This window comes from Pseudoalteromonas aquimarina (assembly GCF_049257255.1).
Taxonomy (GTDB): domain Bacteria; phylum Pseudomonadota; class Gammaproteobacteria; order Enterobacterales; family Alteromonadaceae; genus Pseudoalteromonas.
Genome location: NZ_JBMMUG010000004.1, coordinates 246,478 through 272,949, shown reverse-complemented (window position 1 = coordinate 272,949; position 26,472 = coordinate 246,478). Strand labels below are relative to the sequence as shown.

The following is a 26,472-nucleotide window of genomic DNA, read 5'->3' as shown; positions in this document are numbered from 1 at the left end:
CTTCCCTTATTTTATTTTCAACATATGTAACTCATCAGTTACATCAATCACTAAAAACTACAGGTATAGGCAAAGCTTTACTCTAAACTGGCGTGAATTTCACAATTAGAGTTTTATCCGTGCTTAATAAAAAAACACTTATTGCAATTTCTATCTCGGTAATTTGTAGCAACGCATATGCCGGAGCCTTCCAACTCAATGAACATAGTGCTTCTGGCCTTGGCCGTGCCTTTGCAGGTGACGCTGCCATTGCTGATGATGCAAGTATTGTGGCACGTAACCCAGCAGGTATGACAAAAATCGAACGAGCTCAAGTAAGCGGCGTTGTATCATATATTTCGCCTGATGTTTCTGTGACAGGCGAAAGTGCACCAAATGGCACTAATGCATCTCTTTTAAATGATAATAGTATCGCACCTTCTGCTATTGTGCCTGCCGGTTACTTTGTTTTGCCAATCAATGAACAGATGACGCTAGGAGGCGGTGCCTTTTCAAACTATGGGCTCAGCACCGAGTTTGATGAAAATTACCCAGCAGGCCAACTGGCAGGAGAAACTGCACTCACCACAGTGAACTTTAATATAAGCGCAGCATATAAACTTACTGATGCATTAAGTCTAGGAGCTGGGTTTAACCTAGTATATGCCGATGCGCATTTAATTCGCCATATAGGGCAAACGCCACTTGGTTTACCAAATAACGTTGAAGCAGCAAATTTGAGTGGCGATGATGTTTCTTTTGGTTGGAACGTAGGTGCTCTTTACGAGGTAAACACGGAAAACCGCTTTGGTCTAAGTTATCGCTCGCAAGTCGATTTAGATCTAAAAGGCGATTATTCTAATCAATTACCAGCAGCATTAGGTGGATTAGCAGGTACGATTGTCCCTGGCGAACTTGCCATAGCATTACCTGATATTGCTGAATTTTCAGGGTACCACGCTGTAACCAATACATTTGCAATTCATTACAGCGTGCAATGGACCGATTGGAGCGATTTTAAAGAACTTGCTGCCTATGTAGAGGGTAAAGAAGAAGCAGTATTTAGTAAAACGGAAGATTTTAGTGATGCTTACCGTGTTGCAATAGGTGCAACTTACCAATTATCCCCTACATTCTTAGTCCGTGCAGGTATAGCAAATGATGCAACACCTACAAATACAGCGCATAAGTCAATTTCGATCCCAGATAGCGACCGAATTTGGTATAGCGCAGGCCTAAGCTATTCACCAACCAAACAGCATAAAATTGATTTTGCAGTAAGTTTTATTGATGGCGAATCAGTTACTTTTGAAGAACAAGATGATTTCGGCCAAACATGGGGCTTTGAATCTCATGGTGATGCGAGCCTTGCCGCCATGCAATACAGTTATACATTTTAATAAATAAAAAAGAGGCTTAAGCCTCTTTTTTATTGCTACTCTAACATCAACTCAACATTACTAATAAGTGGAGTTTCAAACCCTATAAAAGTCGATTGTCCCGCGCCATTGTGGAAATTGGCTTGTTGAAGCCAATTTAGCCATGGTGTGCGCCACTCTATTAGTGCCAAGTCATCAATGTAAATTTCGTCTGTTGATTCAAACTCTAATAATATGCGAATACTGCGATACCCTACACGAGGTGTATTAAACTCACTGACAATTTCTTGCCAGTTTCCAGTGAGGACTACACTTTCGATTAAATGTTTATTACCATTTTTTAACGCGTCAAACATTTTGTCTCGAGTTTTTCGCCCCTGCCAATAAATATTTACCTTCCCTTTTCCTTTAATCATGGCGCTTACACTCGCCGGATTACCGGCTCTGTATACTCGGGTAAAATTAGTCATTGCTAAAGTGGAATTAGCATCTTTGCTATCTCTTTTTAGCGAAAATTCTCCACTAAAGGCATTTTCATTAGTGATATAAAAATCACTTTGATCTAAGTTAAATCCTCGATCGTGCGAGTAAAATGCTGTGTGAGTCTCAAAATCACTGTTATTTATTAGATTAACACCTAATCGATATCTGTTTGATGATGAACTTGTTAACTTTCTAATTTGTCCCTCGAAAGCATTCTTTGGCAAAGGAGTAATGTATTTACCATTGGAAAAAAGTGACACATGATCAAAATCTGCTTGTACCTTATTTGGTAGAATAACGCCATGCCCAGCATTTCGTGAAAAATGAGTATTACGCTTGCTAGTTAAGTCATTTAATCGAGCCAATATTCGACTTCGGTGCTCACCTGTTGCAGGTGTTGGAACATAGCCTTGTAAATATACAGGCACAACCTCCGCCCGATAAAACTCTTCGCCATCCATCCACACATATAGCAAAAATGAATGATTCGTCGCATAAAAAAACTGATCAAAAATAAAGTTACCCATTGAATAGGCGATTAATTTACCATTATATACTTCAAAGCCTTGTGTAACGTGCGGGTGATGGGCAATCGCTAAGTCTGCACCCGCGTCAATAGCCGCTTTTAAACGCGTTTCAGTCATCATTGTCGGTTCATCTTCATACTCTAAACTGCCATGATATTGAGCGACGGTTATTCTATTATCTGCTACTTCACGCTTAACCGAAGCAACAATATTTTTTAACGAACCATACGCTGCTCCCCCTTTGTGAGAATCAGCTGTTTGACTTGGATTAGCACTACCTTCCCATCCAACAAAACCAAGCATGCCAAAAGCATTTCCATTTATTAAAGTACGATGCGCTTTTAGAGCTTCTTGATCATTTTGCCCAGCTCCAGAATATGGCAAGTTGTATTTTTTTAACGTTTCAATAGTAGATTTGAGCCCAGAATCCAAATAATCGTATGTGTGATTATTTCCAAGTGTTACATAGTCAACCCCCGCTATTTTTAAAGCATTTACTGTTTCTGGTGGTGAATAAAAAGTAACTGATTTAGGTGCTCTTTGAACTGGTGTTTTGTCAGCAATTTGGGTTTCTAAATTAACTGCAGCAAAGTCGGCTTTTTTCAGGTATGGAGCCATATACTGCACAATCTCTTTGGTATCTTCTTCGACCGTTTGTTCTTTGATAAGCGCTGGGTTATTGAAGTAGGGTTTTGCGTATCGTCGCCCCATCATTACATCACCGCCAAACGCCATTAAAACACGACCAGCTTTCTTTTCGACCAAGAAGAAATCGTCCAATTTAACCGATTTAGTATTTGATGCGTTTAATTCAAATAAAGAATAACTAAAACGCATTTCGTAGAATTCTTTTGCGCTAATATCAAGAGAGTAAATAGCTTGTTTTGGCACTGTGATTTTAAACTCACCTAATTTAGATGAAAATGTTGTGATTTCTCCAACAACTATTTTTGCGTTATGTATTGGTGATGCATGCTCATTAAACACTTTTCCATAGAGCGTAATTTGATTTTTTGCCATAGTAAGGAATGGCACAAACAGACAAATTAGGAGTAATATTCTAAGCATTTTCTTATTTAATTTGTGAATATAGATGAACACGCTAACACGTAATTTTCTCTAGCAACAGTAATTGAATATTTGACGCCCATAACCTTTAGCTATGGCTTAGTTTTGGCTATAACTAGACTTTAAACTCTAAATATGAAATCGTTACAAGCTGAAGTACAAATAATAAATAGAAATGCAGACAGAAATCCCTGCCGAGATCCCGCGCACAAATAGTAAAATTGGCCGTTTTATTGGCCGTCGTTTTTTATCACTTTTCGGTTGGCGTGTATCAGGTTCATTCCCAAATCACCCCAAATTTGTAGCCGCTGTTGCACCACACACCTCTAATTGGGATTTTGTGATTGCCATAGCAGTTAAATTAGCATTAGGCATTGAAATTAAATTTCTTGGTAAACACACTATTTTCTTTTGGCCATTAGGTGTGCTGCTGCGTAATTGGGGTGGAATTGCTGTAGAACGGTCCTCTAAACACGGTCTAGTTTCACAAGTTGCCGACGTTTTTCGCCAAGAGCAAAAGTTAATTTTGGGTATTGCCCCAGAAGGTACACGAAAAAGAACCGATGAATGGAAAACAGGTTTTTTGCATATTGCCTATGCAGCAAATGTACCTGTTGTGCCGATGGCTCTGGATTTTAGAACGAAAGAATTTATCGTAATGGATGCCATCACATTAAGCGGTGACTTAGCAACTGATCTTGCCAACGTTAAAGCCTGCTTTCCAAAAGAAATGGCAAAGTATCCAAGTGAGGTATCCGGATAAATTGCTGTTTACTATTTAAAAGCGAAGTTAAGTAACCCCTCTAAAAACAGTGAGTCATAACCTAAAAAATCTGCAGCTTGTTCAAATTCAGCTAGCATGAAAATACGATAATCAATTTGTGAACTTGCTGTCATAGCCATATATTGTTCCATAACGCCATGAATATTAAGTTCAAATTTATTAGGTAATAGAATCGCTGTTTTTGCCTTTTCTACAATTACATCCTCACTAGACATACCAGCAGCTAACGCCTCAAGCTTTGCCAGATCGCCAGTGAAATCAGTAAGTTTTGAAAAATCATATAGAGCGTTAATACCCGATTTAAATTCTTTATCACCCATCAGAATAAGTACATGTTGATATAAATCATCAAATGAAATACTTCCATCAGCTCGAGCAACAAATAAATCTTGGTCAGCAAATATTGAATAAGGGATCTTGTTCATAATAATCAACAATATTTCTTAATATATTAGCAAGCATATCTACCTATTAAATAAACGTTTTGATTCAGGTTAAAGTTTACTTTTCTTCAAGTGTGGTTCTTTATTAGTGTGATGTAAATAAATTCGAATATTTGCTGAAATTAAAATGATTCACCAACAAACTGAACCATAGTCATATATTCCAAATAATATGAATTGATTATAGTTGCTATAAGTTGATAGAACACTTTGGGGCTTATAAATAAAAGAATATCCAAAGTTAATTGGTTAGGTTATTTAAAGGATTTTGGGCATTTCATCAAACAATACCAAATAGTCATTAGCGAAACGTGCTTGGTTTTTTTCATCAAATTGCGTTAATACTTGTTTTACACTTTTGTTATGCGAGTTTTTTAACTCATCGCGAATAAGGTGTAGTTTTCTTATTTTCAAATATTGCTTAGGCGAACAACTCAATGTTTCTTTAAAAGCATATTCCAACGTCCGCTTTGAACAACAGGCTCGCTCTGCTAAGTCATTTACGCTGATTAAATTACCTGGCAACCCTTTTAAGTACTTAAGTGCACGAAAAACGGTATTTTTACGGGTATTTATTGTTTGTTTAACTTGCTTAAACGCAAATATTTTTAACATATCGTGAAGCGCAACCAACATAATATTTTCGAGCGTTTTATATTCAGTGACAGCTAAAGCACTGTCCACTTTTGCCGCACAATGGTAAACATCTAATGCTAGTTCACTAAATTCAGCAGCGTCCTTTGTAAATACACTTTCGATTGTATTTGTAGCAAGGTTTCGCCACAGCGTTTTAATTTGTTGGTCAGTAAAAAATGGCTTAAGGGCATTTAGATCCAGTTCAATATGAAGCGCACAAAAGTTTTCAGGAAATTTAGTCACACCTGTTTCAAAAGGGGTTCTTACGAATAATTGTGACTTTCCAACAATTACGCCATCGACCAATGCCTTTTCATCTTTGCATGGCACCACAATAACTAAACGCTCGCCAATACTATTGATGAAATGCATCAATTCACGATTAATTTTGCGGTGCGTTAATAGCATGTTGCTAAACATGATGGTGTGATTATTCACCTTCAATCGACCTGATGAAAATTGCAATGCATCAATACCGTAGAGATGCAAATTACGACGATATTCGTCAATTGAATTAAATGTGTAAGAGAGTGTAGTCAAACCAATCACTAAATTAGTGAGTAAATAACAATATTTTAGCGCTCTACCTTTATAAACTTGCGACTTAGATCAAGTTTCAACTGCAAAGCTTATACAAAAAGCGCAATCCTTGATGTTTACAACGATTTACACTTTGCAACTGAAATAAAAGACGATAAAACTCTCATATACAGTTTAAGCGGAGTTATCCGTAAGGGTATCGTCTTGTACCTAAAAAATACCATTACTACAGTGACTTAGATAAATAATAATAAAGGAAGCTACAAATGGTGGTCGAGCAAATAACGGATTCAACCAAATTATCTCATTTTCAGCAGCTTATTCATCGCTCAAGCACACCAATGATAATCATGGAACGAAGCGCTTTTATTGATGTAAATATCGCGGCTAAAACTTTATTTCAACTTAGCCCAGAAGTAGAAGTAACAGCACTTGCACCTCATCAACTATCACCAAAAACTCAGGCTTGCGGCAAATCATCATTGCATAAATCACAACATTTAATCACTAAGGCGTTACATAAAGGCGAATGCAAGTTTAGTTGGCGCATGCTTGATGCAAAAGGTGTTCAAAAGGATATTTCAGTTCAACTTATTTGTTTGAGTCATGCAAAACAATCATTATTTCTGGCTGTAATCTCAGAGCATATTTCGATTGCCCATAACTACACCAATCAGTTTATTGATAAAGCGCTCGATTTAATTAGTGATGCCATTATGCTCACCGATGAGCATAATCGCATTTATTATGTAAATCATGCATTTGAGAAAATAACTGGCTACAGTTTTGATGAGGCCTATCAAAAGCCTGCTGGATTTATGAAATCAGGTATTCACGATCATGGTTTTTATCAACGATTATGGCAATCTCTCGAACAAACAGGCACTTGGCAAGGCGAAATTTGGGATAAACATAAAGAAGGTCATATTTACCCAAAACACGTTCGCATTACGTCTCTTGAACAACAAGATACGAAATCGCCACATTTCCTAGCTGTTTTTGCTGACTGTGATGAAAAAGTAAAGTATCAGCAGCAACTTACCAAACTTGCTTACTATGATGATTTGACCAATTTACCAAACCGCAAGTTACTGATGGATAGACTTGAAAAACATATACATGAGGTTAATACAGCCGATTGTCAGTATGGATTTTGGCTAGGCTATTTTGATATTGATGACTTTAAAGTTATCAACGATTCAAAAGGACACGGTTTTGGTGACAAGGTAATTAAAGAAGTTTTGTCGTTGCTATCAAATTTATCTTGCGACAGCGATATGGTAGGCCGCATGGGCGGTGATGAGTTTTTAATCATCTTTTCTCGACGCAAAGACATCACCCAAATAAGACAAGTCCTTGAGACTATCTATCAACGATTAGCACAGCCAGTTTATATAGATGGCATGCAATACCAGGTGCGCCTAAGTGGAGGTTTATGCCAATACCCTTTTCATGGCAAAAATGCCGAAGAGCTGCTGTCAAAAGCCGATATTGCAATGTATCAAGCTAAAAAGAGTGAAGGAAATCGCTATACCCTGTTCGAAACAGAAATTGGTGACGCTTTTGCGCGCAGTAATAATATTGAATTATCACTACAAAATGCCATTAAAAATAAGGCGATTACTCCCTATTTTCAACCCAAGATATGCATGCAAAAAGGGCAACTAATTGGCTTTGAGTCTCTTGCCCGCTGGCAGCAAAATGGCCAATTTATATCACCCGCTGAATTTATTCCTATCGCAGAAAAATCAGGTCAAATAAGCCAGCTTTCCCTTTGCCTTGCCAATCAAAGTTTAAGTATGTTGAAGTGGTTTAGGGCAAGCGGTGATTACACCTTAGCAATTAATATTTCAGCTAAAGAGTTAGCAGATTATGACTTCCCTAAAGCGTTATTTGCGCTTACCGAAGCACATCAAATTCCAGCTAGCAAAATTGAGATTGAGATCACAGAAAGTTGTTTAATAGATAACTTCACTAACGTACGTCGCCAGCTAGAGGTATTAAAGTCAATGCAATTTAAAATCGCACTTGATGATTTTGGTACCGGCTACTCCTCATTAAATTATTTAAAAGAGCTCAGTTTTGATACCATCAAAATTGATCGCAGCTTTATCCATAAGTTAGAGCACAATCGAAAAAATGATTTTATTTTACTCAACACCATCATCGAACTAGCACATAATTTAGGTGCTACCGTTGTTGCAGAAGGCGTTGAAAATGTTGAGCAAATTGACTTTCTAAAGCGTTTTAAGTGTGATTTTGTTCAAGGTTTCTTTTATGCAAAAGCCATGTCATTTAGCGAAACTCAAAAATATATCAAACATCATAATGAGTTTTTTAAAATCGCTAAAAATGAATATTAAAGGTGTCTGCTGGAAACTGGTAATAAATACAAAAAAACCTACTAAAAGTAGGTTTTCTTTGGTTATCCATAAGTAAGATTATTTTTGCATTTTTTCTTTTGCATCTTCTACTTTTGAAAAATCGAGCCCCAACTCATCTACCGCTTCTTTAATAAGTGCTGGGTTTAGCATTACTTGCCCCATTACTTGCTGTAATTGCTCTTGCGGTAAGCCCAGCTGACTAATCGTTAGCATTGCAGCCATTGGGTTTTCGGTAAGCACCTGAAAAATTTCATTGATGCGTTCATCACTAATATTATTTTCTTTTAAAAGTGCAATTATTGGATTCATTTGATTACCTTGAAAAACTTAATCATTTTTTAGAGTTTATCAGCTGAATTGCGAGCTGTTAATCATCAAGTGAGAAAAGGTAAACGCCAAGCGGCATTTACCATAATCAATAATTTAATGTAGTTTCATTTTTGGCCTAACACTGCGCATTAACTTTTCACAAAGCCATAACGCACATGTTTTAAGCAGGCCATGAATGGCATTTTGATGCATACGGTACAACGACACGTACATTAAACGCGCCAATTTTCCTTCAATAAACATAGTATTGTTTGTAAGATTGCCCATTAAGCTCCCCACCGCACTGTAACGTGATAAGTTAACCAATGAGCCATGATCGTTATATTTAAATGGTTTTTGCGCTTTACCATTCAGTTCAGCAATAATATTACACGCTAAATTACTGGCCATTTGATGCGCTGCCTGCGCGCGCGGTGGGACAAAACTGCCATCATTTTGCTCACAGGCACTGGCATCACCCAAAACGTACACCTGCTCTACCCCTTTAGCTTTTAAATACGGGTCAACTAACACTTGATTGCTACGATTAAACTCTAGCCCATCAATACCTTTCACAAAATCAGCAACCTTTACACCTGCTGCCCATAGCATTAAATCTGCGAGGATCGTTTCGCCTTCCGCGGTCACAAAACCATTTTCATTGGCTTCACTGATGCGCGTATTTTCACGTACTTGTATGCCTAAATTGAGTAATTCACGTCTTGCTGCATCACTAATCCTTGTTGGTAAAGCAGGTAAAATAGTCGGGCCTGCTTCAATTAAATGAATAATTAACTGGGTACTTTTAAATTCGCTCAAACCATAATGCTTAAGTAAACCAGATACATGAATAAGTTCAGCGCTTAGCTCCACCCCAGTGGCACCACCACCAACAATCGCAATTGATAGCGTATTATTACGCGTATCGTCACTGGCATTTTGATGTACTCTCGTAAAACTATTCAGCAAAGCATGTTGAAAGCGTTCTGCTTGTTTTTGTGAATCGAGAAAATAACAATGTTCAGCAACGCCCGGCGTATTAAAGTCATTGCTTATACTGCCAATCGCTAAGATGACTTTATCGTAATTAAGTGTGCGTTCTGGCAACAGCAGTTTACCGCTATCATCACTTTGCGCTTTAAGAGTGAGGGTTTGCTCTTGGGTATTGAGGTCAATAAATTCACCCCAAATAAACTGAAAGCCATGCTTAGCTGCATGAGCAGAGTACGAAACACCATCTAAACTGGTGTCGAGTGAACCCGTTGCAACTTCATGAAGCAAAGGTTTCCATATATGCGTGCGGTTTTTATCAATAAGTGTGATATTTGCGCGTCGTGATTTTCCTAATTTATGTCCTAATTTACTTGCAAGTTCAAGACCACCTGCGCCCCCGCCAATAATGACGATATTAGGATGTGTGTTAATCATAATTGTGCCCTTTAAAAAGTTATAAAGAGCTGAACACTATTAAAATTTTAAAAACATTCAGGTCTTTATAACCTGACACAATGTGTGTTTATGCTACTCCTCTTGTTGACCCTTTGAAAGTGAGAATGTATTGCAAAATATGTACAGATATTAATTTTTTGCTATTCAGTTAGGATTCATCGAATGATTTCTATGTTAGAAACAGTTACCACAAAAAATAGCATTTATGACAATACTTTCAGCGCTTAAAACAACACCCCTGATATTCGTTTATTTAACACTAAATGGATGCGCCGCAATTTCGCCAGAAAAGTGCAAAACTGCTGATTGGTATAACCTTGGTTTTAGTGATGGCCAAAGCGGTTTAAAACGAGATCGTGTCAACGATTACAGCCAAGCGTGTGCCGAACTCAATATCAATGTGAATATCCAAAGGTGGCAAGCAGGTTACGAAAAAGGCAATCAAATGTACTGCACACCTGAAAATGGTTATCGTGTGGGCCGTGCAGGCCAAACTTATAATGGTGTTTGTTTAAGTGAGGGGTTTGTAAAAAACTACAACAAAGGAAAACGCCAGTATGATATTGCGACAGAAATAAGTGCGCTTGAAAACCGAATTTATCGCTTAAAAGAACAATACCGAAATGAGCCGAACGAAGATATAAAACGCGAAATCCGTCATGATATCCGTGATTTAGAAAGACAAATAGACCGTTTGCGGGTGCCTCAAGTACTCTACGAGGTCATGTTTTAATTTGAACATGCTTTTGTAATTTACGTACACCAATCATCACACCAGAAAACGCAGATATGTATAAAATAGCGAGCAAAATGAGTGATGAGAGAGTTGCATTCACAATGCCTGGGCTTGCAATTATAGCTAATGAATTAATCAGAATTAACAGCAAGCTTGATTGCAAATATCCAAAATAACCGAGCACTCCAGCAAACAAAATAAAAATAAACGCAAAACCAATGGCAGGTGTAAACGCCGCAGCAGAAATAACACCGAATACCACAGATAAACACAACACAAAGCCAATTAATACATTAACCATTTTGCTTCCTTGCAATCTTTTTAAACTAAGCGTTAATCAAACACTTTTCAAAACGGATTTTAACATCTAGCGATGATGATGCTTTTTCTATATCAATAATATGGTAATTATTTTTAATAAGCATACCGAGCATAGCACGAAAGCGGTTCATGGTTTTCACTTGAACATATGAGTAATTATGTTCGATTATCCAGCGCTCTTGTGCCTCTAGCATTTTTTGTGCAAGGCCATGCCCACGATGTGAAGGCAAAACAGCGCCTAACCAACTGTAAAAAACCTTATCGCTTAATGCATATCCTAGCTTATAACCCACAGGCTCTTGATTAAAATATGTAACCAATAACAAATATTGCGTGCTGTTAATACGCGCCTGAATATCTGCCAACTGTTTTGGCGATGTGAACTCTGGGATTTGTGCTTCAATAACGGCAATATCCGTTAATTCACCCACTTTGATTGAATACATAAGTCACTTTGTAATAGTTATGGCGTGTCAGTATATCGCTATTAATTTTACGAATCGAATTGGAACACTTATTTAATTCCGTTTTAAAAAAGCTCCAGCAAATAACCTGATAATCTTTATGGCTGACTAGATAACAAGTAAATCTGTAACTTTAGTTTATGTCCGATACTACTCTATCGCGCCCCAACTCTTTTGCATCGTAAAGTAAGTCATCAACCCGTTTAAATAGGGCTTCGATAGCTTCACCCTGTTGGTATGCCGTTACACCAATGCTTGATGTAACAGTAATTTCTTCATTATTACTCATTGTAATTTTTGAAGCCTTTAATGACGATGCTATTAACTCAGCTTTTTTAATGGCTTCAATCGCACTGGTATTTGGCAAGATTGCCACAAACTCTTCGCCACCGTATCGCGCCACAATATCACTGCGCGTTAAATTTTTTTTGATGATGTTAGATGCCACTTTTAGCACTTTATCACCTGCAAGGTGGCCGTATGTGTCATTAATGCGTTTGAATCTATCGAGATCAAACATCACCACACTAAAACGCGTTGCATGTGCTTTTAACATCTCAATACGGCGTAGCATGACACGGCGATTAATCAGCTTAGTTAACGGGTCAATGGTGGATTCGCGGTACAAATTCATCAACATAGAAAGCTGAGCTATTTGCAGCCACAAACTAATGCCAGCAAACAGTATAAAAAGCCACACAGCATTAAACATCTGCCAATAGTCACCTTGAAAAAAGTGCACTTGCACCAGCATAAACGGAATAAAAATCAAACTTATTAAAATTAGTCCGCCGCGAATTGTGAGCGGGAAAAGGCCTATCATCGCTAAAATTAAATACGGCATCATGGTAAAAATAAGCGGTACTTCTTGAAGCGAAGAAAAGGTAAACATAATAGAAAAGTAAAATAATGCAGGCAGAAAAAATGAAAGCGCTATAACGTGTTTTATTAGGCTTACAGAAGAAGAACGCTTTACTCGATAGGCCATAATAAACAAACTAATAGAAAGCGTTAATCTTGCAACCAACAATATTTCAGCGTGTTGATAATCAAGCGTTAAAAAATCAAAAAAAGAGAAAGCAGGTACTGAAAACGCGAAAAACATGCACATAATCCACAGTCTTCCGCGAATGTATTCGGAGCGTTTATGAGTAAAATCGACTGAGTGAGTATTGGATGAAACAAGCTCAATTAAAGGGTTGTTTTCTAAACTAAAATAGGTTTGTAGTTTTAATTTTTTGAGTAAGGTTAAAGGCTCGCTTTGTTCAGTATACACATCGCTTAGCGGTGTCGGTTCCATACATTTTCTCGCTTTTTCTTTTGCTGCGCTATCATGATAATTGACGCAATAATCACCAAATCGAAACGAGTCTATCTGTATATTTAATGAGAGTGATTAACCTAGATCAATAAATGAACGGGAACATAACTAATATTCAATAAAACGCATTAATGGATAAGGTACCCTATTTGAATACACTTTTTAAATATTATTCACTCATCTTTTAAATATCCCAAAGCTTTTAAACTAGCTATTAAATTTAAATTATTACGCTTAATTAAAAATGCATTCAAACGTAAACAGCGCTAAATAGTCGTAATATTTAATCGTTCTAAAAAATAGCCTCATTTTCCAAGGAATAAATAAACTTCAATTTTATTAATAGCTTAAATAACAAGTAAGATTCCGTTATTACGTTAAGTTCTATAATTTTTCTATTTTTGGCAGGTTATAACTATTTTTTAAGACCCAAAATTCACAACAGGTAATGCTAGCTCAGTGTTTAAAACAATCATTTAGGAATGACACAAATGAAATTAAATAACCTGTTCTTGGCATTATGTTTAACACCTATCGGTTTTAATGCTGTAGCAGCAAACAAAGTAAAACCTATTGAACCAATTATGGTAACAATCCCTGCTGGCAGTTTTGAAATGGGCTCTTTAGATCGTGAAAGCACGCAACCTGTTCATCAAGTCGATTTAACTGAGTTTAGCCTAGGCAAATATGAAGTCACGGTGAAGGAGTTTAGCCGATTTATCACAGCCACTAATTATGAAGCCCCCACCGAATGTCGCCATGAATTAGACGGTTGGTTTAAACCAGCCAGTAAAGGGAATTGGCAAACCAATGCACTCAACACCAGCGAATATCAACCTGTGGTGTGTATTAATTGGAATGCCGCAAAAGCCTATGTTGATTGGCTTGCAAAAGAAACCGGCAAACCTTATCGCCTTGCAAGTGAAGCCGAATGGGAATATGCAGCGCGTGCCGGTACTGACACAAAATATTATTTTGGTGATGACCCAAATAAAACAGAAGTATGCCAATTTGAAAACACGGCAGACTATTACGGCGAGAGCATTTTGCAAACCCAAACTAACACCAGCTATGTTAATTGGAGCACAGGCATCAATCACTGTTCCGATGGGGCTGCACGCGCAAGTATCGTCGGCATGTATAAACCTAATCCATTTGGTTTACACGATATGCTGTCAAACGTATTAGAATTTGTTGCCGATTGCTATGTTGAAAACTATAACAATGCCTCGAAAACAGGCGCACCAAGTGAGTCTGAAAACTGCGAGCGTCGCTCTACCCGTGGTGCAAGTTGGCACTGGGATCATTGGCCGCTGACAAATCGAGGCCGAATTCCTGTTGATTTTGCCGGTGGTGTTGATGGTTTCCGTATCGCGTTAGATGGCAAAGCGCCGAAACTTTCTAAAACCACAAAGCTTTTTCAAAAAGAGCTGATACACGCACAACAAAATGAGCAAGCACGCCGTGATTTAATTGCTTCACTGCCTAACAAAGTAGAAAACGTCGCATTAAAACAACAAGGCGATATCGTATTTTTAAGCTGGGATAAAAGTGACGACAGCGACGTAACTGGCTATCGTGTTTATAAAAATGATGTGAAAGATGCGATGTTCAAACTGGTTGCAACCAACATCAAAACCCCGTTTTATCGTTATGTTTCAGACACGCAACACAGTGTTGAGTTTACAGTGGTTGCCGTTAAAAACCACCTACAAGGGCCTTATAGTGACCCAATTGCGACCGAAACTGGCTGGAGTAAAATTCCAGGCCAGATTGAAGCTGAATGGGCTAAAAGCATTACAGGTGCAAGTGTGACTTTAACCTCTGATGAGTCTCGCGGGCATAACCTCACTGGCCGAAATGGTATCGAAAGCGATGCAACTATGGTCTACCAAATTGATGTGACAAAAGCCGGTGATTACACATTGCATTATCGCGTTGCCACACCTAACGAAACTAAAGGTTTTGAGCTGTATTTAGGTGATAAAAAGCTAACGACTGCAGCTGTTAAAAAGACGGGTGGCTACCACGATTGGCAAACCCAATCTAAAGATAAAGTTAACTTACCAAAAGGTAAGCATACACTTACACTTAAGTCTTTAGACAGTCATTGGAAATTAAATTGGCTTGCACTTAAAGAAAGCCAATAGCATCTTATTGAAGGGTGTTGAACGAATAGTCATTTTGTGTACTTGTAAGTCGATAAATGACAGTAAAACTCTCTGGCTATGTATGAAATATACATAGCCAGGTTTCCCCGATAACGTTTTATTTTTGCTTTAGAACAAACAGAATTAAGCAAACTTTAGATTTATTACTTTTGACAAGCTAATTCGCTTTGAAATGAAATCTCTTAATTAAAATCCCACTTCATTTAACACTAAATATTATTTAACGCATGAAGTTTGGTTTGATTACGTTTAGACCAATTTGCTGTCGCATTTTGATTAATGTAATCAAAATAAAAATCATGGTTAATTTGCTCTTTTGGGTCATTACAAAGAAGTAGTGCAATATCCAAACTTAATTCTAAACTACCTGCTAGCTGTGCTTGCTCAAATGCCTCTTTACCAAGCTGTTCAAATGCTACATAGTCTTTTTCAGCAAGAGCTAAACGCGCTTTTAATAACATATTTTGCGGTGTGGTATTTGTTAGTGGTTCAACCAAGGCTTTTGCAAGCGCTAAACGTTCAGTATCTAAATAGTAATCGAGTAATTGTTTACGGCTAGACTGTGCTACCCAGTGATCTGGCGTAAGCTCTGTATATTCTAAAACGCGTTTTAAATGAGGCTCTTTATCTGCTGGATTATCGGCATAAATGGCATAGTGAAAAGGTACTTTCGCATAGTGATATTGCGGTAAGTTATATGCCTTCATTTTGCTTTCAGCAAGTTGTAAATAGAGGTATTTATCGCTTTGATTTTTATGCTTATGCGCCATTACTGACAAATAAGTAAGCGCATGAAGCTCACGCTCTATATCATTCACTAGAAGCGCGTGCTCTGCTGATGTTAATAAGCTATGTTTAACGCTGCTATAATCATTATCAAGGTGATTAAGCCAAGACTTTGCATTAAACGCATCAGCAAGGCGTTTGTGATCATTTATCTGAGCATATGCAGATATCGCCTCATCCAATTTATGGTTACTCAGTTCAACCAATTCTTTACGAGTTAATATGGTGCTTTGCAGTAATAGTGCATTACCCTGTTGTACTTGATTGTGTTGCTGCTTAGCTAATTGCTCAAGTTTATCTGCAAGGCTCATGGCGGTATCAAGCTTATTACTTTGTAAGTACGTATTTGCCAATTGATGCAAAACTATTAAGTCTTCAGCGTGCTCTTGGTGTGCAAGCGTTAGCATAGCAAGTTTTACACTTGGGGTAGCTGGTACATTTACCCAATCAAACATAACGTTTTGGGATAAATGGCTGTTCAGTTTATTTATTGCCGCAGCTTCACTATCAGCAATTATTTGCCCCTGCCACTGCCCTTTTGGACCAACTAACTTGAAATCAATCAAACAACCCTCACCTGCTTTGCTCATTTCACCAGTAAGAATTAATGGGTGTTCTGCAGATAAAGATTTATAGCTTAAAATTTGTGTTGCATTAAAGCGGTTCGTTTCTATCTTGTTGATCGTTGTAACATTAAAGTCTATTACATCTACCAGATTAACCGACTGCTCACAGTTATTTTCAAACGGGATAAGCGCCAAGCTGCGCTTTGGCGCTGTATTAATATTTAACACGGCTACCAAAACTAACATAAGCAATATACTTACTATCAGAATGACTGATTGAGACGATTTAGTTGTTGTGGGTTCTTTAGCTATTTGCTCAATTTGCTTGGTATGTTCATTTAATTGCTGAATTGGTAATTGCCACTCATAGCCGCGTTTTGCATAGGTTTTAATGGCATCTGCACCAAAAATATTGCGTAAATGACTAATGTTTTGAAATACCGCCTGCTCAGATACCACTTTACCTTGCCAAATATGCGTTAATATTTCGTCTTTGCTAAGCACCTTGCCAGTATTTTCGATGAAAAGCTTTAGCAAAAGTGCTTCATTATGACGAATTGAAACAGGCTGGCGGTTGTGGCTCAGTACTAAATTATTGGCATCAAATTCAAAGTGTTTTATTTGGTAACGCATGGGTTCAATGTTGCTTTTTGCCAACCAGTTTAACGTTTAGGCAATTACTTTAGCAAAGCAATTTAAGAGTAATTTGCAACAAGGTGTAAATCAAATACAACACGCCCTGTTTGGCCGGGTAAAGTGATAGGTCAAAAATGAGTTTTAAGTAAAAGATGCGTAAAAGCAAAAAAGCTTGTTTACTTTACTTATGCAAATAAGCCATCACAAATAAACCTAACGGCAGAGGTTAAATTTTATTAATTCGAAATTGAGTTAAACCTAGATGGTAAAACCCACTTAGCAAATGCCAAGTGGGTTTATGTGATTATCGTGTTGTCGATACCGATTTTGCTTTTTTAATCGCCTCATTAATATTTAGCGACGCTGCTTCTTGGCGCGGTGGGAACTTTTCAAATGTTTTAATATGCTCCGTTAGCATCGCAATTGCAGGTTGAAATACCCAGCTCTTTTTCATGATTTGATGAAAGCCTGTTACGCCATCGTAATGTTCCATTGGATCTTTACGTAGATTAAACAGTTTAGGCATGGTGTGGGTAACCAAATCTTCGTAGTAACGACCACCAGGTTTTGATGCAAAGTGCATTTTCCAAGGGCCAACACGAATTGCAGTTAACTGCGATTCGTAATAATAAAAGAAGTGATTACGTGCAGATTTTTTGCTTTTGCCACGCCAATAATCAAGGTTGTTTTCACCATCGATATATACATTAAACTCTTTTTCCATTGCTTTACGTAAGTTTTTCTCACCAACCGCTGCAGCAATGGTTGGAAATACATCTTCATGCGAGGAAATACCGTTAAGCTTTAAACCTGCTGGTATTTTTTTCGGCCAACGCACCATAAACGGCACACGCACACCACCTTCCCATGTCGTCATTTTTTCACCGCGGAATTTGGTTGTACCCGCATCAGGCCACGAACTTTGCTCAGGGCCATTATCTGTGGTGTAAATTACAATTGTATTGTCGGCAATTTTTAACTCATCGAGTTTATCAAGAAGCTGCCCTACATGACCATCGTGCTCTAATAAACCGCTACCGAAAACATCTTCTTCAGAGCTAATATGAGTGGCAAGATGACGGCTCTCTGGTTTTAAGCGCGTGTAAACATGCATACGACTTGGCGCATGCCAAATAAAGAAGGGTTTATCTGCTTTAACCGCACGCTCCATAAAATCTAGGCTTCGTGCTAACACTTCTTCATCGAATGTTTCCATGCGTTTACGCGTTAGCGGGCCTGTATCAATTATGCGGCCATCGGCGTACGCTTCAATCACACCGCGCGGGCCAAATTTTTTCTTAAACTCTTTTGTTTTTGGGTAGTCTTCCTGCTCAGGTTCTTCTGACACATTCAAATGATACAAATTGCCATAAAACTCATCAAAACCATGGCGCGTTGGCAAGTGCTCATCAAGGTCGCCTAAATGGTTTTTACCAAATTGCGCTGTCATGTAGCCTTTGTCTTTTAAAAACTCAGCAATCGTTGGATCAGCTTCTTTAATGCCTAAAGGATTGCCGGGCTGACCCACAGTTGTCAGTCCTGTGCGCACTGGTAATTGCCCCATTAAAAACGCAGCGCGTCCTGCGGTACAACTTGGCTGGGCATAATGGTCGGTAAATAAGGCACCTTCGTTGGCAATTCGGTCGATGTTGGGCGTGTTGTAGGTCATGCCATGTGAATAGGCACTTAAAGAAACCTGCGCCACATCATCCACCATAATGGCGAGAACGTTTGGGTCTTTCGCATGGGCTGACAACGAAAGTAGCCCAGCTAACACACTGACTAATGGTAATTTCATTACTTCTCCTTGTAGATTATTGAAGTCTAAGTTGAATTTGTTTTCTAAATGCACTCACACAGCAAACCTTGATTACGAAAAGCCAGCATGGGCAGATGTTTAACATCCAAAAAGAATAAACACCATTTTTGTAACTAACCAAGATTAAATGCCCACTTTACAAGCATTTCTCAATTTCTACCTTACAAGAAAATTAGGAACAAACATAGCCCACTGCTCGTCCCAAAATATAAAACTAATCACTGTTTTTGAATTCAACAAAAAGCCATTGCTGTCATTTAATGTCTTTTTTCCTTGATAGACTCTTTAAAGATTGGACGCATTTATACATAGCTTTAACCTTATTAGATTGATAAATAGCGTTATATAAAAACATTACAAAAATGAATTACATCACCTTTTATTGTTTACAGTCGCAGTAAAACTCTATTTTTAAATACGCCAAATCACTAATAGTGCAAACTTGGCGATTTAAAAACCCTGAGTATATAAAATGCAACACTTAGCGCTTTCCTTTTAGCAAAAAGCCTTAATAGCTGACATCTTAGCAAAGTTACGTTATTCGGTTTGTTGAGTTAACAACCAGTGACGCTTAAATAACCTTAATAAGTTTAGTTACTTAGTTACTACAAAAAGGTTTATCACTCCGTTTGGCCTGCTTTGACCCTTCCTTAACGCAGCAACCACCTTATATGCCAAATAAAGTTTTGGCCAAGCTTTAAACGTCACCACCGGTTTACCAAAACTTTCTTGATATTTAACGTTTAAATTATGGTCTTCTAGCAGTAATTTAAGCTGCCATTCTGTAACGGGATTTATATGCCCACCGTGATGATAATAATCATCGTTAAAATAAGGAAAAGTGCCCTTACAAATAAACTCAGCTAAAGCTAAATCAGAGCTAATATTTGGTGTTGAGAGCACGAGTATGCCTCCCGGTTTTAATAGCTTTTCACAATTTTTGATAAAATGCCGTGAGTTGTTAATATGTTCAATAATTTCAAGAGCAACAATAGTATCAAATTGATTTTCAAAATTAGCGGAAAAGTCATCATTCAAATTTAAATTATGAAATGTGCATTTTTGATCTTTAACGCGAAAATTTTCTTCAACAATATCAACGGCATTTACCTTAGCGCCTTGCTCTATTAAACGTAGTGTCATCGCACCCGAGCCTGAGGCTATATCAAGCACCTCAGCATTATTTACATCACTGTATTGATTAATCAGCTCACCCGCCCGATGATGCAACCCTTTATAGGCATGAATTGGTAAGCCTTTATAGCTGTCAGGTGAATCTAGTTTTCCGCGTGCCGTATCGCGATATAATTCCACAAACCTATTTTCTTTCGCATTTTGCATTGCAAATCTCCAATACTTGTTTAAATACGTGTTTTTTTTTAGCTGTATTGAAGAAAGTTCCATTTTTTATGCCAAAAACCCCTATCTTCCCTCTAAGAATCAGAGTTACACTGAGGTTTATTTTCTTTTTAACTAAATTTTAGTTTTATCTCTTAATCGGCCTTTATTTTTAAGGTTTTTATCGCGCTACTAACCTCTGCTCAAATGAGATGAATAAACTGAAGTCAATAAGAAATAGTTTTTAAATTATGGCTTGACCTAAAGCCAACTTGAGGTTTTAGCATGCCATTTTTCTCAGCAATAAGAACAAATTAATGAACAGTGATATTTCAATTTCTCGTATAAAGCAATTCCCGCCTTTAATGTGGATTATGCTATTTGGCTCATTTATAACGCGCGGTAGCTTTTATATGGTTTGGCCATTTTTGGCAGTGATTCTGTATAAAAAGTTTGCCCTTTCGGCAACTGAAGTCGGTTCTGTATTGTCGCTCGCTGCGGTTATTTCGGTGTTTGTCAGTTTTGTTGGTAGCACCCTTTCAGATAAGCTTGGCCGCAAGCCTATGATGTATGCCACAGGTGTACTTTATATTGTCTCGTTTAGTTTGCTTGCCGTCGCCGACACAATCTTAATGTTTACCATTGTGATTACGCTTTGCTCTATTGCCACCTCTCTTTGGCGACCGCTGGCATCGGCTTTAATTGGCGATATTATTGTTGATAAAGCAACTCGCGAACTTGCGATGCAATCGCTCTATTTTGCGGTTAATGTTGGCTGTGCGGTAGGCCCAATGCTGGGGGTTTGGCTTGGTTTAACTGGCGAGCAATCGAGCTTTTTTATTACTGTTTACGCCTTTGCTTTATTACTTGTGTTATTAACCTGGGGGTTTAAACATCAAGATAAAATTCAATCAAAAGTGGATATAGATAACGCACAAAGCACGCCCAGCCCCGAAACACCTGAAACTCCTGAAACAAAAACGGGCTTTAAGCAAACCTTCAGCGTGCTAGTACAAGATAAACTGTTACAGTGCCTTATTTTGGCGAACATTTTGTGCTTTTTTATTTATGGTCAAATGGATAGTTCACTGGTGCAATACCTCACCCGTGCGGGCGCAAATAACTTGCTCGAACTTATTTCATCAATGATCTTTACCAACGCGTTAGTGATCATTACTTGCCAATTTTTGCTGCTTAAATTAATGGCATCGCGGCCAATTTTAGTGCGTATTCGTTTTGGCTTGGTGTTACTTATTATCTCGCAAATCTGGTTTGCTTTTAACCCAATTACTTTTTTTGCAGGTTGGTTAGGTGCGGTGGTCATTATGAGCCTTGCTGAGGCCATTTTATTCCCTACCATGAGCGTACATGTTGACCGCATTGCGCCAACTAATCTTCGCGGCGCATATTTTGGCGCAACCGCATTTTACGATTTAGGTTATGCCTTTGCGCCAATAGGCGGCGGCTTACTACTTGATATATATGACGGGCGAACCCTATTTTTAGTGTGTAGTGCTATTGCTGTGGTGGTATTTTTACTTTACCTCATAATGGATAAATTAAAGCGCCCTGCATTTATTACAGAACAGCTTGCATCTGAACAAACGGCTAAAACAGCGTAAATTTTTTAGTTTTAAGTTTGTTTTTTTACAATCGAAACAAAAAAGCCAGCATTCACATGCTGGCCTTTTTTCCTAACACTTAAATAAATTAATCGCGTTTATACACCGCCTCAATCGTTGCTTTTGCCAATGTATTGGCATTCACCATATACCCTGCCACCGCGCTTTTGGTATTTTCTTTTAAACCAAGCGGCTTTGCTAACGCAAACACCGTAAATTGATAACGATGAATGCCATGCCCTTTTGGTGGACACGCACCACCAAAGCCATTTACTCCAAAGTCGTTATTAATTTGTACTGCACCTTCTGGCAATTTTGGGCTTGAACTACTGCCCGCGCCAGTTACTAGTTCAGAAGTGCTCGCGGGTAAATCTGTAACCTGCCAATGCCACCAGCCGCTACCAGTTGGCGCATCAGGATCATAGGCAAAAACAGCAAACGCTTTGGTCTCTTTAGGTGCACCGCTCCACGCTAAATGCGGCGATATATTTTCACCTTCACAGCCAAAGCCATTAAAAACATGCTTATTTGAAAGCATTTCACCGTTCGCAATATCATTACTAGTAAGTGTAAAAGTATTAGCCCAAAGCTGCGCGGCTGATAACAATAAAGTACCGCCTATAATTTGTTTCAACATGATTAGTCCCTTATTTGATTATTAACCCATGTTAATCATAAACACTTTTAAAATCATAGTGCTTTAAGATAATCGGACGTTTTTTGCAGCTCGTAAATATAAAACAGATCTTAAACTCGAGCTTGATAAACAAATGGGAAGGCAGTTCCACACTTATGATAATTGTAAGGCATTATTAAAGTTAAATTACTTCAGTACTAGGCGATTCTTTGAGATTTAATAACCAACAACCAGTCTTGCTTATAAATTACATGTTGTTAAAAAAACAGATATTGCTAACTTTCTTAACTTCATCAATAAGCATTGTGAAAACTTCAAATTTAAACTTAAACATGTTTCACTAAATACAATTTAATAACATACCCTACCGGCGATTTAACGTAAAAGGACTTCATTTGCCTATTCAAATATCACCTCAAATCATTTTAAGACCCTTAAATCTTTTAGATGCATCTGCAATTTTGTCGTTAGTAAACCTTAATCGCGAGCGACTGGCTGAGTATTTATACTGGGTTGAAGATGTGCGGTGTGTTGATTCTGCCAAGCAATATATATTTGATCGTGTAAACAACGGTTTGAATGAAGCGCACTGGTTCAAAATTTACTTTAACAATGAAATATGTGGCGTATTTGCAGTTAAATCCATCTGTCCACAAACGCATGTCGCTGAATTAGGTTATTGGCTTGGCGATAGTGCCAAGGGCAATGGTGTAATTAGTCAAATTGTAAAGTATCTACCAAAACTATTAGCAAACACATCAGCCAACGCCATCGAATTTAGATGCCTTGAACAAAATCATGCAAGTATTAAAGTCGCACTTCGCGCTGGTGCTAACCTTGTGGGCTCTATACCCGATTTTATGGTGGCAAATGGTATTAAACAAAATTTAAATATTTATCGTGTCACACTTTGATTTAACTTAGTGCGTTGCAAAGCCTTTTTAAACTTTTACACAATAACTGTAATGATCCTACTTTAAAATTTTTGTTAAAAATAAATTGATTGAAAAATCATCATCTTCACAATAATAAGTGTTAAGTTATAAGACACTAATAGTATTAGTTAACCTAAACTGGAATAAATAGGGAGCTAAAATTATGGATGAAGTCGGCACAGCTAGAATTTATCTGTTAAGAGCAATGTATGCATTTATTGTCTTTGGCTTAGGTGTAACTACCCTGCCCGATGTAGTTTCTGGCTCTGGTCGATTTGCCGATTCAGACACCATTATCAATGCCATCTTAATGGGCTTTTGTCTTCTCTCGCTACTCGGCATAAAGTACCCACTTAAAATGTTACCAGTGCTTTTACTGGAGCTTATCTGGAAAGTGTTTTGGCTTTTAGTTTATGCCTTACCTATGTATTTAAATCACTCTCTCGATGAATACGCACAAGAGCTGGTGTTTGCGTGTGCTATGGGGGTTATTCTTACACCGCTCGTACTGCCATGGGGCTATTTAGTTACACATTACCTAAAAGCACCTGCAACACCTTGGAGATAAATTCAAATAGGCCTTCTAGTCATCAATAAAGTGAGGATTAATTTTGGCAGTCAGAACGTGATCTTGCCATGTGCCATTTATTTTTAAATAGCGCTTAGCCAACCCTTCTTTTTCAAAACCTAAACGCGTTAATAACTGGGCACTTTTTGTGTTATGTGGCATATAGTTTGCCATAACACGGTGCAACTTTAGCACGTTAAAAACATAATCGAGTCCTGCCTCTACCACCTCAGACATAATGCCCTGCCCTTGGTATTTTTCAGCAACACAATAACCTAGATAGCACGCTTGAAAAGGACCACGCACCACATTAGTAAAGTTACACATTGCCATTATTTCGCGGCGCTCAAAATCAAAAGCGGCAAAATGATATGCACTTTGATTATTAAGGTGCGTTTGATAACCATTAATTAGATTTTGCACATTCGCTTTAGTGTAATAGAGCTTATCGCGCGTTGGCTCCCACGGTGCTAAGTGCCCCTTGTTCTCGGTAATAAACAAGAGCAGTGCTTGTGTATCATTTCTGTTTGGTACATCAATAAGTGTACGTTTGGTTTTGAGTATCATTGCCTTTGGTCAAGTGCCTGTTTGTCGGTGGCATGCTGAATTAAATTGACCAATAACCTACCATGCATTGGCGTAAAACCCGTTTTCTCGAGTTTTTTCTCAAGGTAGTTAGCAAAGTTTTTACGCTTATCGTGATGAGTACGCAGCGTAAACAGCAGTTCATTTTGCTTTTGGTTTATGAGTCGCGTGTTATAAATTGGGTCTTCATCAGGCCAGTTTTCAACGGGCACACCCTTAGTTTGATAAACATAACTAGAAAGAGTTTGGTTGATTTTTGAATAATCACTTTGACCAATTAACAGCTCTAACTCTTTCAATAAGCCACGGTAAAGTACGCGTGGAAACAAGCTGTAGAAATCTTTGTTTTGAAACGCTTTGCCTTTTTCAGTTTGCTGCCAATCCGCAAAACTCGACTTGAGCGCGTGCACAAAAATACGCCCAACAAAATGCACTTTTAAATAGCTGCCACCTTGTTTATCAGCGCTTTGTAATAGGTTGCTTAAACGTTTGCGATAATTACGGTTTTCTGCTTTCAAACGGCTTACTTCAGCTTCTAATGCAAGTTCGCTTTCGCCTTTTTCAAGCTGTTGCTTTTGTAATTGAGCAATACGCAGTTGAGCGCTTTGTAATACATCACGGGTGTCTTTTAGCTCTTGCAGCACACTGCCATTTTTAATTTTGAAGTTTAAATTGTGCGTACTGTTTGCAGTAGTTTGAGTTACCAAAGGTTTAGCGGCTTTGGTAAGCGCTTGGTTAAGCTTTTTCTCTAAAATTTTCCCTGACTGACTGCCTTTTAGTAACGTGGTTAATTGGCTATTTATTTCGTTTAAATACCAAGTATGCAACTGCTTACTTTGCGCCGCGGTTAACCCACTAAATGGGTTTGCATTTTCCTTTTCAAGTTCAGACACCTAATGCCTCAAATCCATTCTTTCTAATTATAAATTTCGGGCCGAATAGTAGCAGAAAAAAGTACTAAAACTCTAGTTTGGCGGCATAGTTTTAGAGCCCACTTGTGAGCGCTCTAAAATCGCTACACCTTGTTCTTTCATAAAGGCTTCAAATGCACTGGCAAGCAAGCTTTGCTTTCTATCTTGGCGTTTAGCTAAAAACCACGTACTACGAATAGGAAAACCTGTTACGTCTAACTTTACCAAACCCGGTACTTCACCATAATCGAGCGCATGACGGCTTAGAATCGACAAGCCCAACCCCGATGCAACCGCATATTTAATCGCTTCATTACTTTCTATGGTCATTTTTTCATTCAAGGTTAACTGCTGGGTTTTGCAAAATTGCTCAATCAAATTACGTGTACCCGAGCCTTTCTCACGCATTATAAATGGGTAATGCGATAGACGGTTTAGGCTAACTTCTTGCTGTAACTGCAATTCGTGCCGTGCTGGTGCGATTACCACCAGTTCGTTATCGAGTAGCGGCGTTTTTATAATTTCAGGGCGTTCAGGGCACTGACTAAAAAAGTAAAAATCGTCTTCGTTAGCTTCTATGCGCTCTTTAACTTCTTGGCGGTTACCAATTTTTAAATTGATATCGACTTTTGGGTGTTTTTTACAAAACGCGCCTAAAATCAATGGCAAAAAATACTTAGCAGTTGAGACTACACATAAATTAAGCGAGCCAGATGTCACGCTTTTAAGCTCATCAATTGATACTGATAAATTATGAAAACTAGTAAATACCTCATTGGCGCACTTTAACAAGGCTTTTCCCGCATCAGTGAGCAAAATGGATTTACCATGCTGATGATACACTGGCATATCCACAGATTCGCTTAATTGCTTTAACTGAATCGACACAGAGGGTTGCGACACATGTAACTGCTGCGCCACCAAGGAAATACTTTTGTACTGATCGAGCGCTTTTAAAAGCTGTAACTGCCTAACTGTGGGTAATCGCATAGTTATATAGATTTTTATTTATACAAATTCATATAAATATATATTAGCGTTTATTAGGTGGCGCGCATAGACTAATTTTTGACTT

Annotated in this window: 23 protein-coding genes; 8 read left to right on the top strand and 15 right to left on the bottom strand. The window is 38.1% G+C overall.

The window, feature by feature from the left end; translation table 11 throughout:
* The first annotated feature begins 119 nt into the window (after window positions 1-119).
* Window positions 120-1,379 carry an outer membrane protein transport protein gene (locus AAEU29_RS11975; protein ID WP_274759875.1) on the top strand — a complete coding sequence of 420 codons (1,260 nt, stop codon included), beginning with the start codon at window positions 120-122 and terminating at the stop codon, window positions 1,377-1,379.
* A gap of 35 nt (window positions 1,380-1,414) precedes the next feature.
* Here AAEU29_RS11975 and AAEU29_RS11970 read toward each other — a convergent pair whose 3' ends face one another.
* Entirely contained in the window at window positions 1,415-3,388 is a 1,974-nt protein-coding gene (locus AAEU29_RS11970; protein WP_421973559.1) for a CapA family protein, read from the bottom strand.
* 223 nt (window positions 3,389-3,611) lie between these two features.
* Here AAEU29_RS11970 and AAEU29_RS11965 point away from each other — a divergent pair, with 223 nt between their 5' ends.
* Window positions 3,612-4,199: a lysophospholipid acyltransferase family protein gene (locus AAEU29_RS11965; protein ID WP_421973558.1), complete on the top strand. Its 588-nt coding sequence runs from the start codon at window positions 3,612-3,614 to the stop codon at window positions 4,197-4,199.
* A gap of 11 nt (window positions 4,200-4,210) precedes the next feature.
* On the opposite strand, the gene AAEU29_RS11960 is transcribed toward AAEU29_RS11965, so the two are convergent.
* The gene (locus tag AAEU29_RS11960; RefSeq protein WP_274759872.1) at window positions 4,211-4,645 is read right to left on the bottom strand and encodes a hypothetical protein; all 435 of its coding nucleotides are present in this window, start codon (window positions 4,643-4,645) and stop codon (window positions 4,211-4,213) included.
* 276 nt (window positions 4,646-4,921) lie between these two features.
* A complete protein-coding gene (locus AAEU29_RS11955) occupies window positions 4,922-5,839 on the bottom strand; it encodes a helix-turn-helix domain-containing protein (protein ID WP_421973557.1) in 918 nt (305 codons plus the stop codon).
* Window positions 5,840-6,105: 266 nt separating this feature from the next.
* On the opposite strand from AAEU29_RS11955, the gene AAEU29_RS11950 reads away from it, so the two are divergent.
* Complete coding sequence (locus tag AAEU29_RS11950; protein WP_421973556.1) at window positions 6,106-8,202, top strand: putative bifunctional diguanylate cyclase/phosphodiesterase; 2,097 nt, start codon at window positions 6,106-6,108, stop codon at window positions 8,200-8,202.
* 78 nt (window positions 8,203-8,280) lie between these two features.
* On the opposite strand, the gene AAEU29_RS11945 is transcribed toward AAEU29_RS11950, so the two are convergent.
* Window positions 8,281-8,532, bottom strand: coding sequence for a DUF2999 family protein (locus AAEU29_RS11945; protein WP_274759869.1), 252 nt, complete (start codon window positions 8,530-8,532; stop codon window positions 8,281-8,283).
* A 114-nt stretch (window positions 8,533-8,646) separates the two neighbouring features.
* Entirely contained in the window at window positions 8,647-9,960 is a 1,314-nt protein-coding gene (locus AAEU29_RS11940) for an NAD(P)/FAD-dependent oxidoreductase (RefSeq protein WP_421973555.1), read from the bottom strand.
* Between the two features lie 226 nt (window positions 9,961-10,186).
* Here AAEU29_RS11940 and AAEU29_RS11935 point away from each other — a divergent pair, with 226 nt between their 5' ends.
* The gene (locus AAEU29_RS11935; RefSeq protein ID WP_421973554.1) at window positions 10,187-10,714 is read left to right on the top strand and encodes a DUF2799 domain-containing protein; all 528 of its coding nucleotides are present in this window, start codon (window positions 10,187-10,189) and stop codon (window positions 10,712-10,714) included.
* On the opposite strand, the gene AAEU29_RS11930 is transcribed toward AAEU29_RS11935, so the two are convergent.
* From AAEU29_RS11930 to AAEU29_RS11920, 3 genes are all read right to left on the bottom strand, one after another.
* Window positions 10,704-11,018: a DUF6419 family natural product biosynthesis protein gene (locus AAEU29_RS11930; protein ID WP_421973553.1), complete on the bottom strand. Its 315-nt coding sequence runs from the start codon at window positions 11,016-11,018 to the stop codon at window positions 10,704-10,706. The two genes, AAEU29_RS11935 and AAEU29_RS11930, sit on opposite strands and share 11 nt — an antisense overlap.
* Before the next feature lie 25 nt (window positions 11,019-11,043).
* Window positions 11,044-11,484 (bottom strand): GNAT family N-acetyltransferase, encoded by a 441-nt coding sequence (locus tag AAEU29_RS11925; protein ID WP_421973552.1) that lies wholly within the window; start codon window positions 11,482-11,484, stop codon window positions 11,044-11,046.
* A 151-nt stretch (window positions 11,485-11,635) separates the two neighbouring features.
* On the bottom strand, window positions 11,636-12,802 hold the full coding sequence (locus tag AAEU29_RS11920; RefSeq protein WP_421973551.1) for a GGDEF domain-containing protein: 1,167 nt from the start codon (window positions 12,800-12,802) through the stop codon (window positions 11,636-11,638).
* Window positions 12,803-13,314: 512 nt separating this feature from the next.
* On the opposite strand from AAEU29_RS11920, the gene AAEU29_RS11915 reads away from it, so the two are divergent.
* Window positions 13,315-14,973, top strand: coding sequence for an SUMF1/EgtB/PvdO family nonheme iron enzyme (locus AAEU29_RS11915; RefSeq protein ID WP_421973550.1), 1,659 nt, complete (start codon window positions 13,315-13,317; stop codon window positions 14,971-14,973).
* A 230-nt stretch (window positions 14,974-15,203) separates the two neighbouring features.
* Here AAEU29_RS11915 and AAEU29_RS11910 read toward each other — a convergent pair whose 3' ends face one another.
* The 3 genes from AAEU29_RS11910 to AAEU29_RS11900 all read right to left on the bottom strand — a co-directional run bounded on the left by AAEU29_RS11910 (window position 15,204) and on the right by AAEU29_RS11900 (window position 20,142).
* A complete protein-coding gene (locus tag AAEU29_RS11910) occupies window positions 15,204-16,979 on the bottom strand; it encodes a winged helix-turn-helix domain-containing protein (protein ID WP_421973549.1) in 1,776 nt (591 codons plus the stop codon).
* Between the two features lie 307 nt (window positions 16,980-17,286).
* The gene (locus tag AAEU29_RS11905; protein WP_274759861.1) at window positions 17,287-18,780 is read right to left on the bottom strand and encodes an arylsulfatase; all 1,494 of its coding nucleotides are present in this window, start codon (window positions 18,778-18,780) and stop codon (window positions 17,287-17,289) included.
* 615 nt (window positions 18,781-19,395) lie between these two features.
* On the bottom strand, window positions 19,396-20,142 hold the full coding sequence (locus AAEU29_RS11900) for a class I SAM-dependent methyltransferase (RefSeq protein WP_274759860.1): 747 nt from the start codon (window positions 20,140-20,142) through the stop codon (window positions 19,396-19,398).
* 314 nt (window positions 20,143-20,456) lie between these two features.
* On the opposite strand from AAEU29_RS11900, the gene AAEU29_RS11895 reads away from it, so the two are divergent.
* Window positions 20,457-21,761, top strand: a complete 1,305-nt coding sequence (locus AAEU29_RS11895) for an MDR family MFS transporter (RefSeq protein ID WP_421973548.1) — start codon at window positions 20,457-20,459, stop codon at window positions 21,759-21,761.
* 88 nt (window positions 21,762-21,849) lie between these two features.
* Here AAEU29_RS11895 and AAEU29_RS11890 read toward each other — a convergent pair whose 3' ends face one another.
* Window positions 21,850-22,398 carry a YbhB/YbcL family Raf kinase inhibitor-like protein gene (locus AAEU29_RS11890; protein WP_421973547.1) on the bottom strand — a complete coding sequence of 183 codons (549 nt, stop codon included), beginning with the start codon at window positions 22,396-22,398 and terminating at the stop codon, window positions 21,850-21,852.
* A 395-nt stretch (window positions 22,399-22,793) separates the two neighbouring features.
* Between AAEU29_RS11890 and AAEU29_RS11885 the strand changes: the two genes are divergently transcribed.
* Both AAEU29_RS11885 and AAEU29_RS11880 read left to right on the top strand, forming a co-directional pair.
* Window positions 22,794-23,312: a GNAT family N-acetyltransferase gene (locus AAEU29_RS11885; protein WP_421973546.1), complete on the top strand. Its 519-nt coding sequence runs from the start codon at window positions 22,794-22,796 to the stop codon at window positions 23,310-23,312.
* Window positions 23,313-23,496: 184 nt separating this feature from the next.
* A complete protein-coding gene (locus tag AAEU29_RS11880) occupies window positions 23,497-23,901 on the top strand; it encodes a hypothetical protein (RefSeq protein ID WP_421973545.1) in 405 nt (134 codons plus the stop codon).
* A 15-nt stretch (window positions 23,902-23,916) separates the two neighbouring features.
* Here AAEU29_RS11880 and rimJ read toward each other — a convergent pair whose 3' ends face one another.
* From rimJ to AAEU29_RS11865, 3 genes are all read right to left on the bottom strand, one after another.
* Window positions 23,917-24,468 carry a ribosomal protein S5-alanine N-acetyltransferase gene (gene rimJ, locus AAEU29_RS11875; protein WP_421973544.1) on the bottom strand — a complete coding sequence of 184 codons (552 nt, stop codon included), beginning with the start codon at window positions 24,466-24,468 and terminating at the stop codon, window positions 23,917-23,919.
* A complete protein-coding gene (locus AAEU29_RS11870) occupies window positions 24,465-25,379 on the bottom strand; it encodes a hypothetical protein (RefSeq protein ID WP_421973543.1) in 915 nt (304 codons plus the stop codon). Before AAEU29_RS11870 ends, rimJ begins: the two co-directional genes overlap by 4 nt.
* 72 nt (window positions 25,380-25,451) lie before the next feature.
* On the bottom strand, window positions 25,452-26,387 hold the full coding sequence (locus tag AAEU29_RS11865; protein WP_421973542.1) for a LysR family transcriptional regulator: 936 nt from the start codon (window positions 26,385-26,387) through the stop codon (window positions 25,452-25,454).
* Window positions 26,388-26,472: the final 85 nt, after the last annotated feature.

Coding starts and splice junctions, on each gene's coding strand:
- AAEU29_RS11900 (WP_274759860.1), bottom strand. CDS start 20,142: ATGCAAAATGCGAAAGAAAATAGGTTTGTGGAATTATATCGCGATACG.
- AAEU29_RS11920 (WP_421973551.1), bottom strand. CDS start 12,802: ATGGAACCGACACCGCTAAGCGATGTGTATACTGAACAAAGCGAGCCT.
- rimJ (WP_421973544.1), bottom strand. CDS start 24,468: ATGATACTCAAAACCAAACGTACACTTATTGATGTACCAAACAGAAAT.
- AAEU29_RS11890 (WP_421973547.1), bottom strand. CDS start 22,398: ATGTTGAAACAAATTATAGGCGGTACTTTATTGTTATCAGCCGCGCAG.
- AAEU29_RS11905 (WP_274759861.1), bottom strand. CDS start 18,780: ATGAAATTACCATTAGTCAGTGTGTTAGCTGGGCTACTTTCGTTGTCA.
- AAEU29_RS11865 (WP_421973542.1), bottom strand. CDS start 26,387: ATGCGATTACCCACAGTTAGGCAGTTACAGCTTTTAAAAGCGCTCGAT.
- AAEU29_RS11895 (WP_421973548.1), top strand. CDS start 20,457: ATGAACAGTGATATTTCAATTTCTCGTATAAAGCAATTCCCGCCTTTA.
- AAEU29_RS11925 (WP_421973552.1), bottom strand. CDS start 11,484: ATGTATTCAATCAAAGTGGGTGAATTAACGGATATTGCCGTTATTGAA.
- AAEU29_RS11965 (WP_421973558.1), top strand. CDS start 3,612: ATGCAGACAGAAATCCCTGCCGAGATCCCGCGCACAAATAGTAAAATT.
- AAEU29_RS11935 (WP_421973554.1), top strand. CDS start 10,187: ATGACAATACTTTCAGCGCTTAAAACAACACCCCTGATATTCGTTTAT.
- AAEU29_RS11940 (WP_421973555.1), bottom strand. CDS start 9,960: ATGATTAACACACATCCTAATATCGTCATTATTGGCGGGGGCGCAGGT.
- AAEU29_RS11960 (WP_274759872.1), bottom strand. CDS start 4,645: ATGAACAAGATCCCTTATTCAATATTTGCTGACCAAGATTTATTTGTT.
- AAEU29_RS11950 (WP_421973556.1), top strand. CDS start 6,106: ATGGTGGTCGAGCAAATAACGGATTCAACCAAATTATCTCATTTTCAG.
- AAEU29_RS11910 (WP_421973549.1), bottom strand. CDS start 16,979: ATGCGTTACCAAATAAAACACTTTGAATTTGATGCCAATAATTTAGTA.
- AAEU29_RS11880 (WP_421973545.1), top strand. CDS start 23,497: ATGGATGAAGTCGGCACAGCTAGAATTTATCTGTTAAGAGCAATGTAT.
- AAEU29_RS11945 (WP_274759869.1), bottom strand. CDS start 8,532: ATGAATCCAATAATTGCACTTTTAAAAGAAAATAATATTAGTGATGAA.
- AAEU29_RS11970 (WP_421973559.1), bottom strand. CDS start 3,388: ATGGCAAAAAATCAAATTACGCTCTATGGAAAAGTGTTTAATGAGCAT.
- AAEU29_RS11930 (WP_421973553.1), bottom strand. CDS start 11,018: ATGGTTAATGTATTAATTGGCTTTGTGTTGTGTTTATCTGTGGTATTC.
- AAEU29_RS11915 (WP_421973550.1), top strand. CDS start 13,315: ATGAAATTAAATAACCTGTTCTTGGCATTATGTTTAACACCTATCGGT.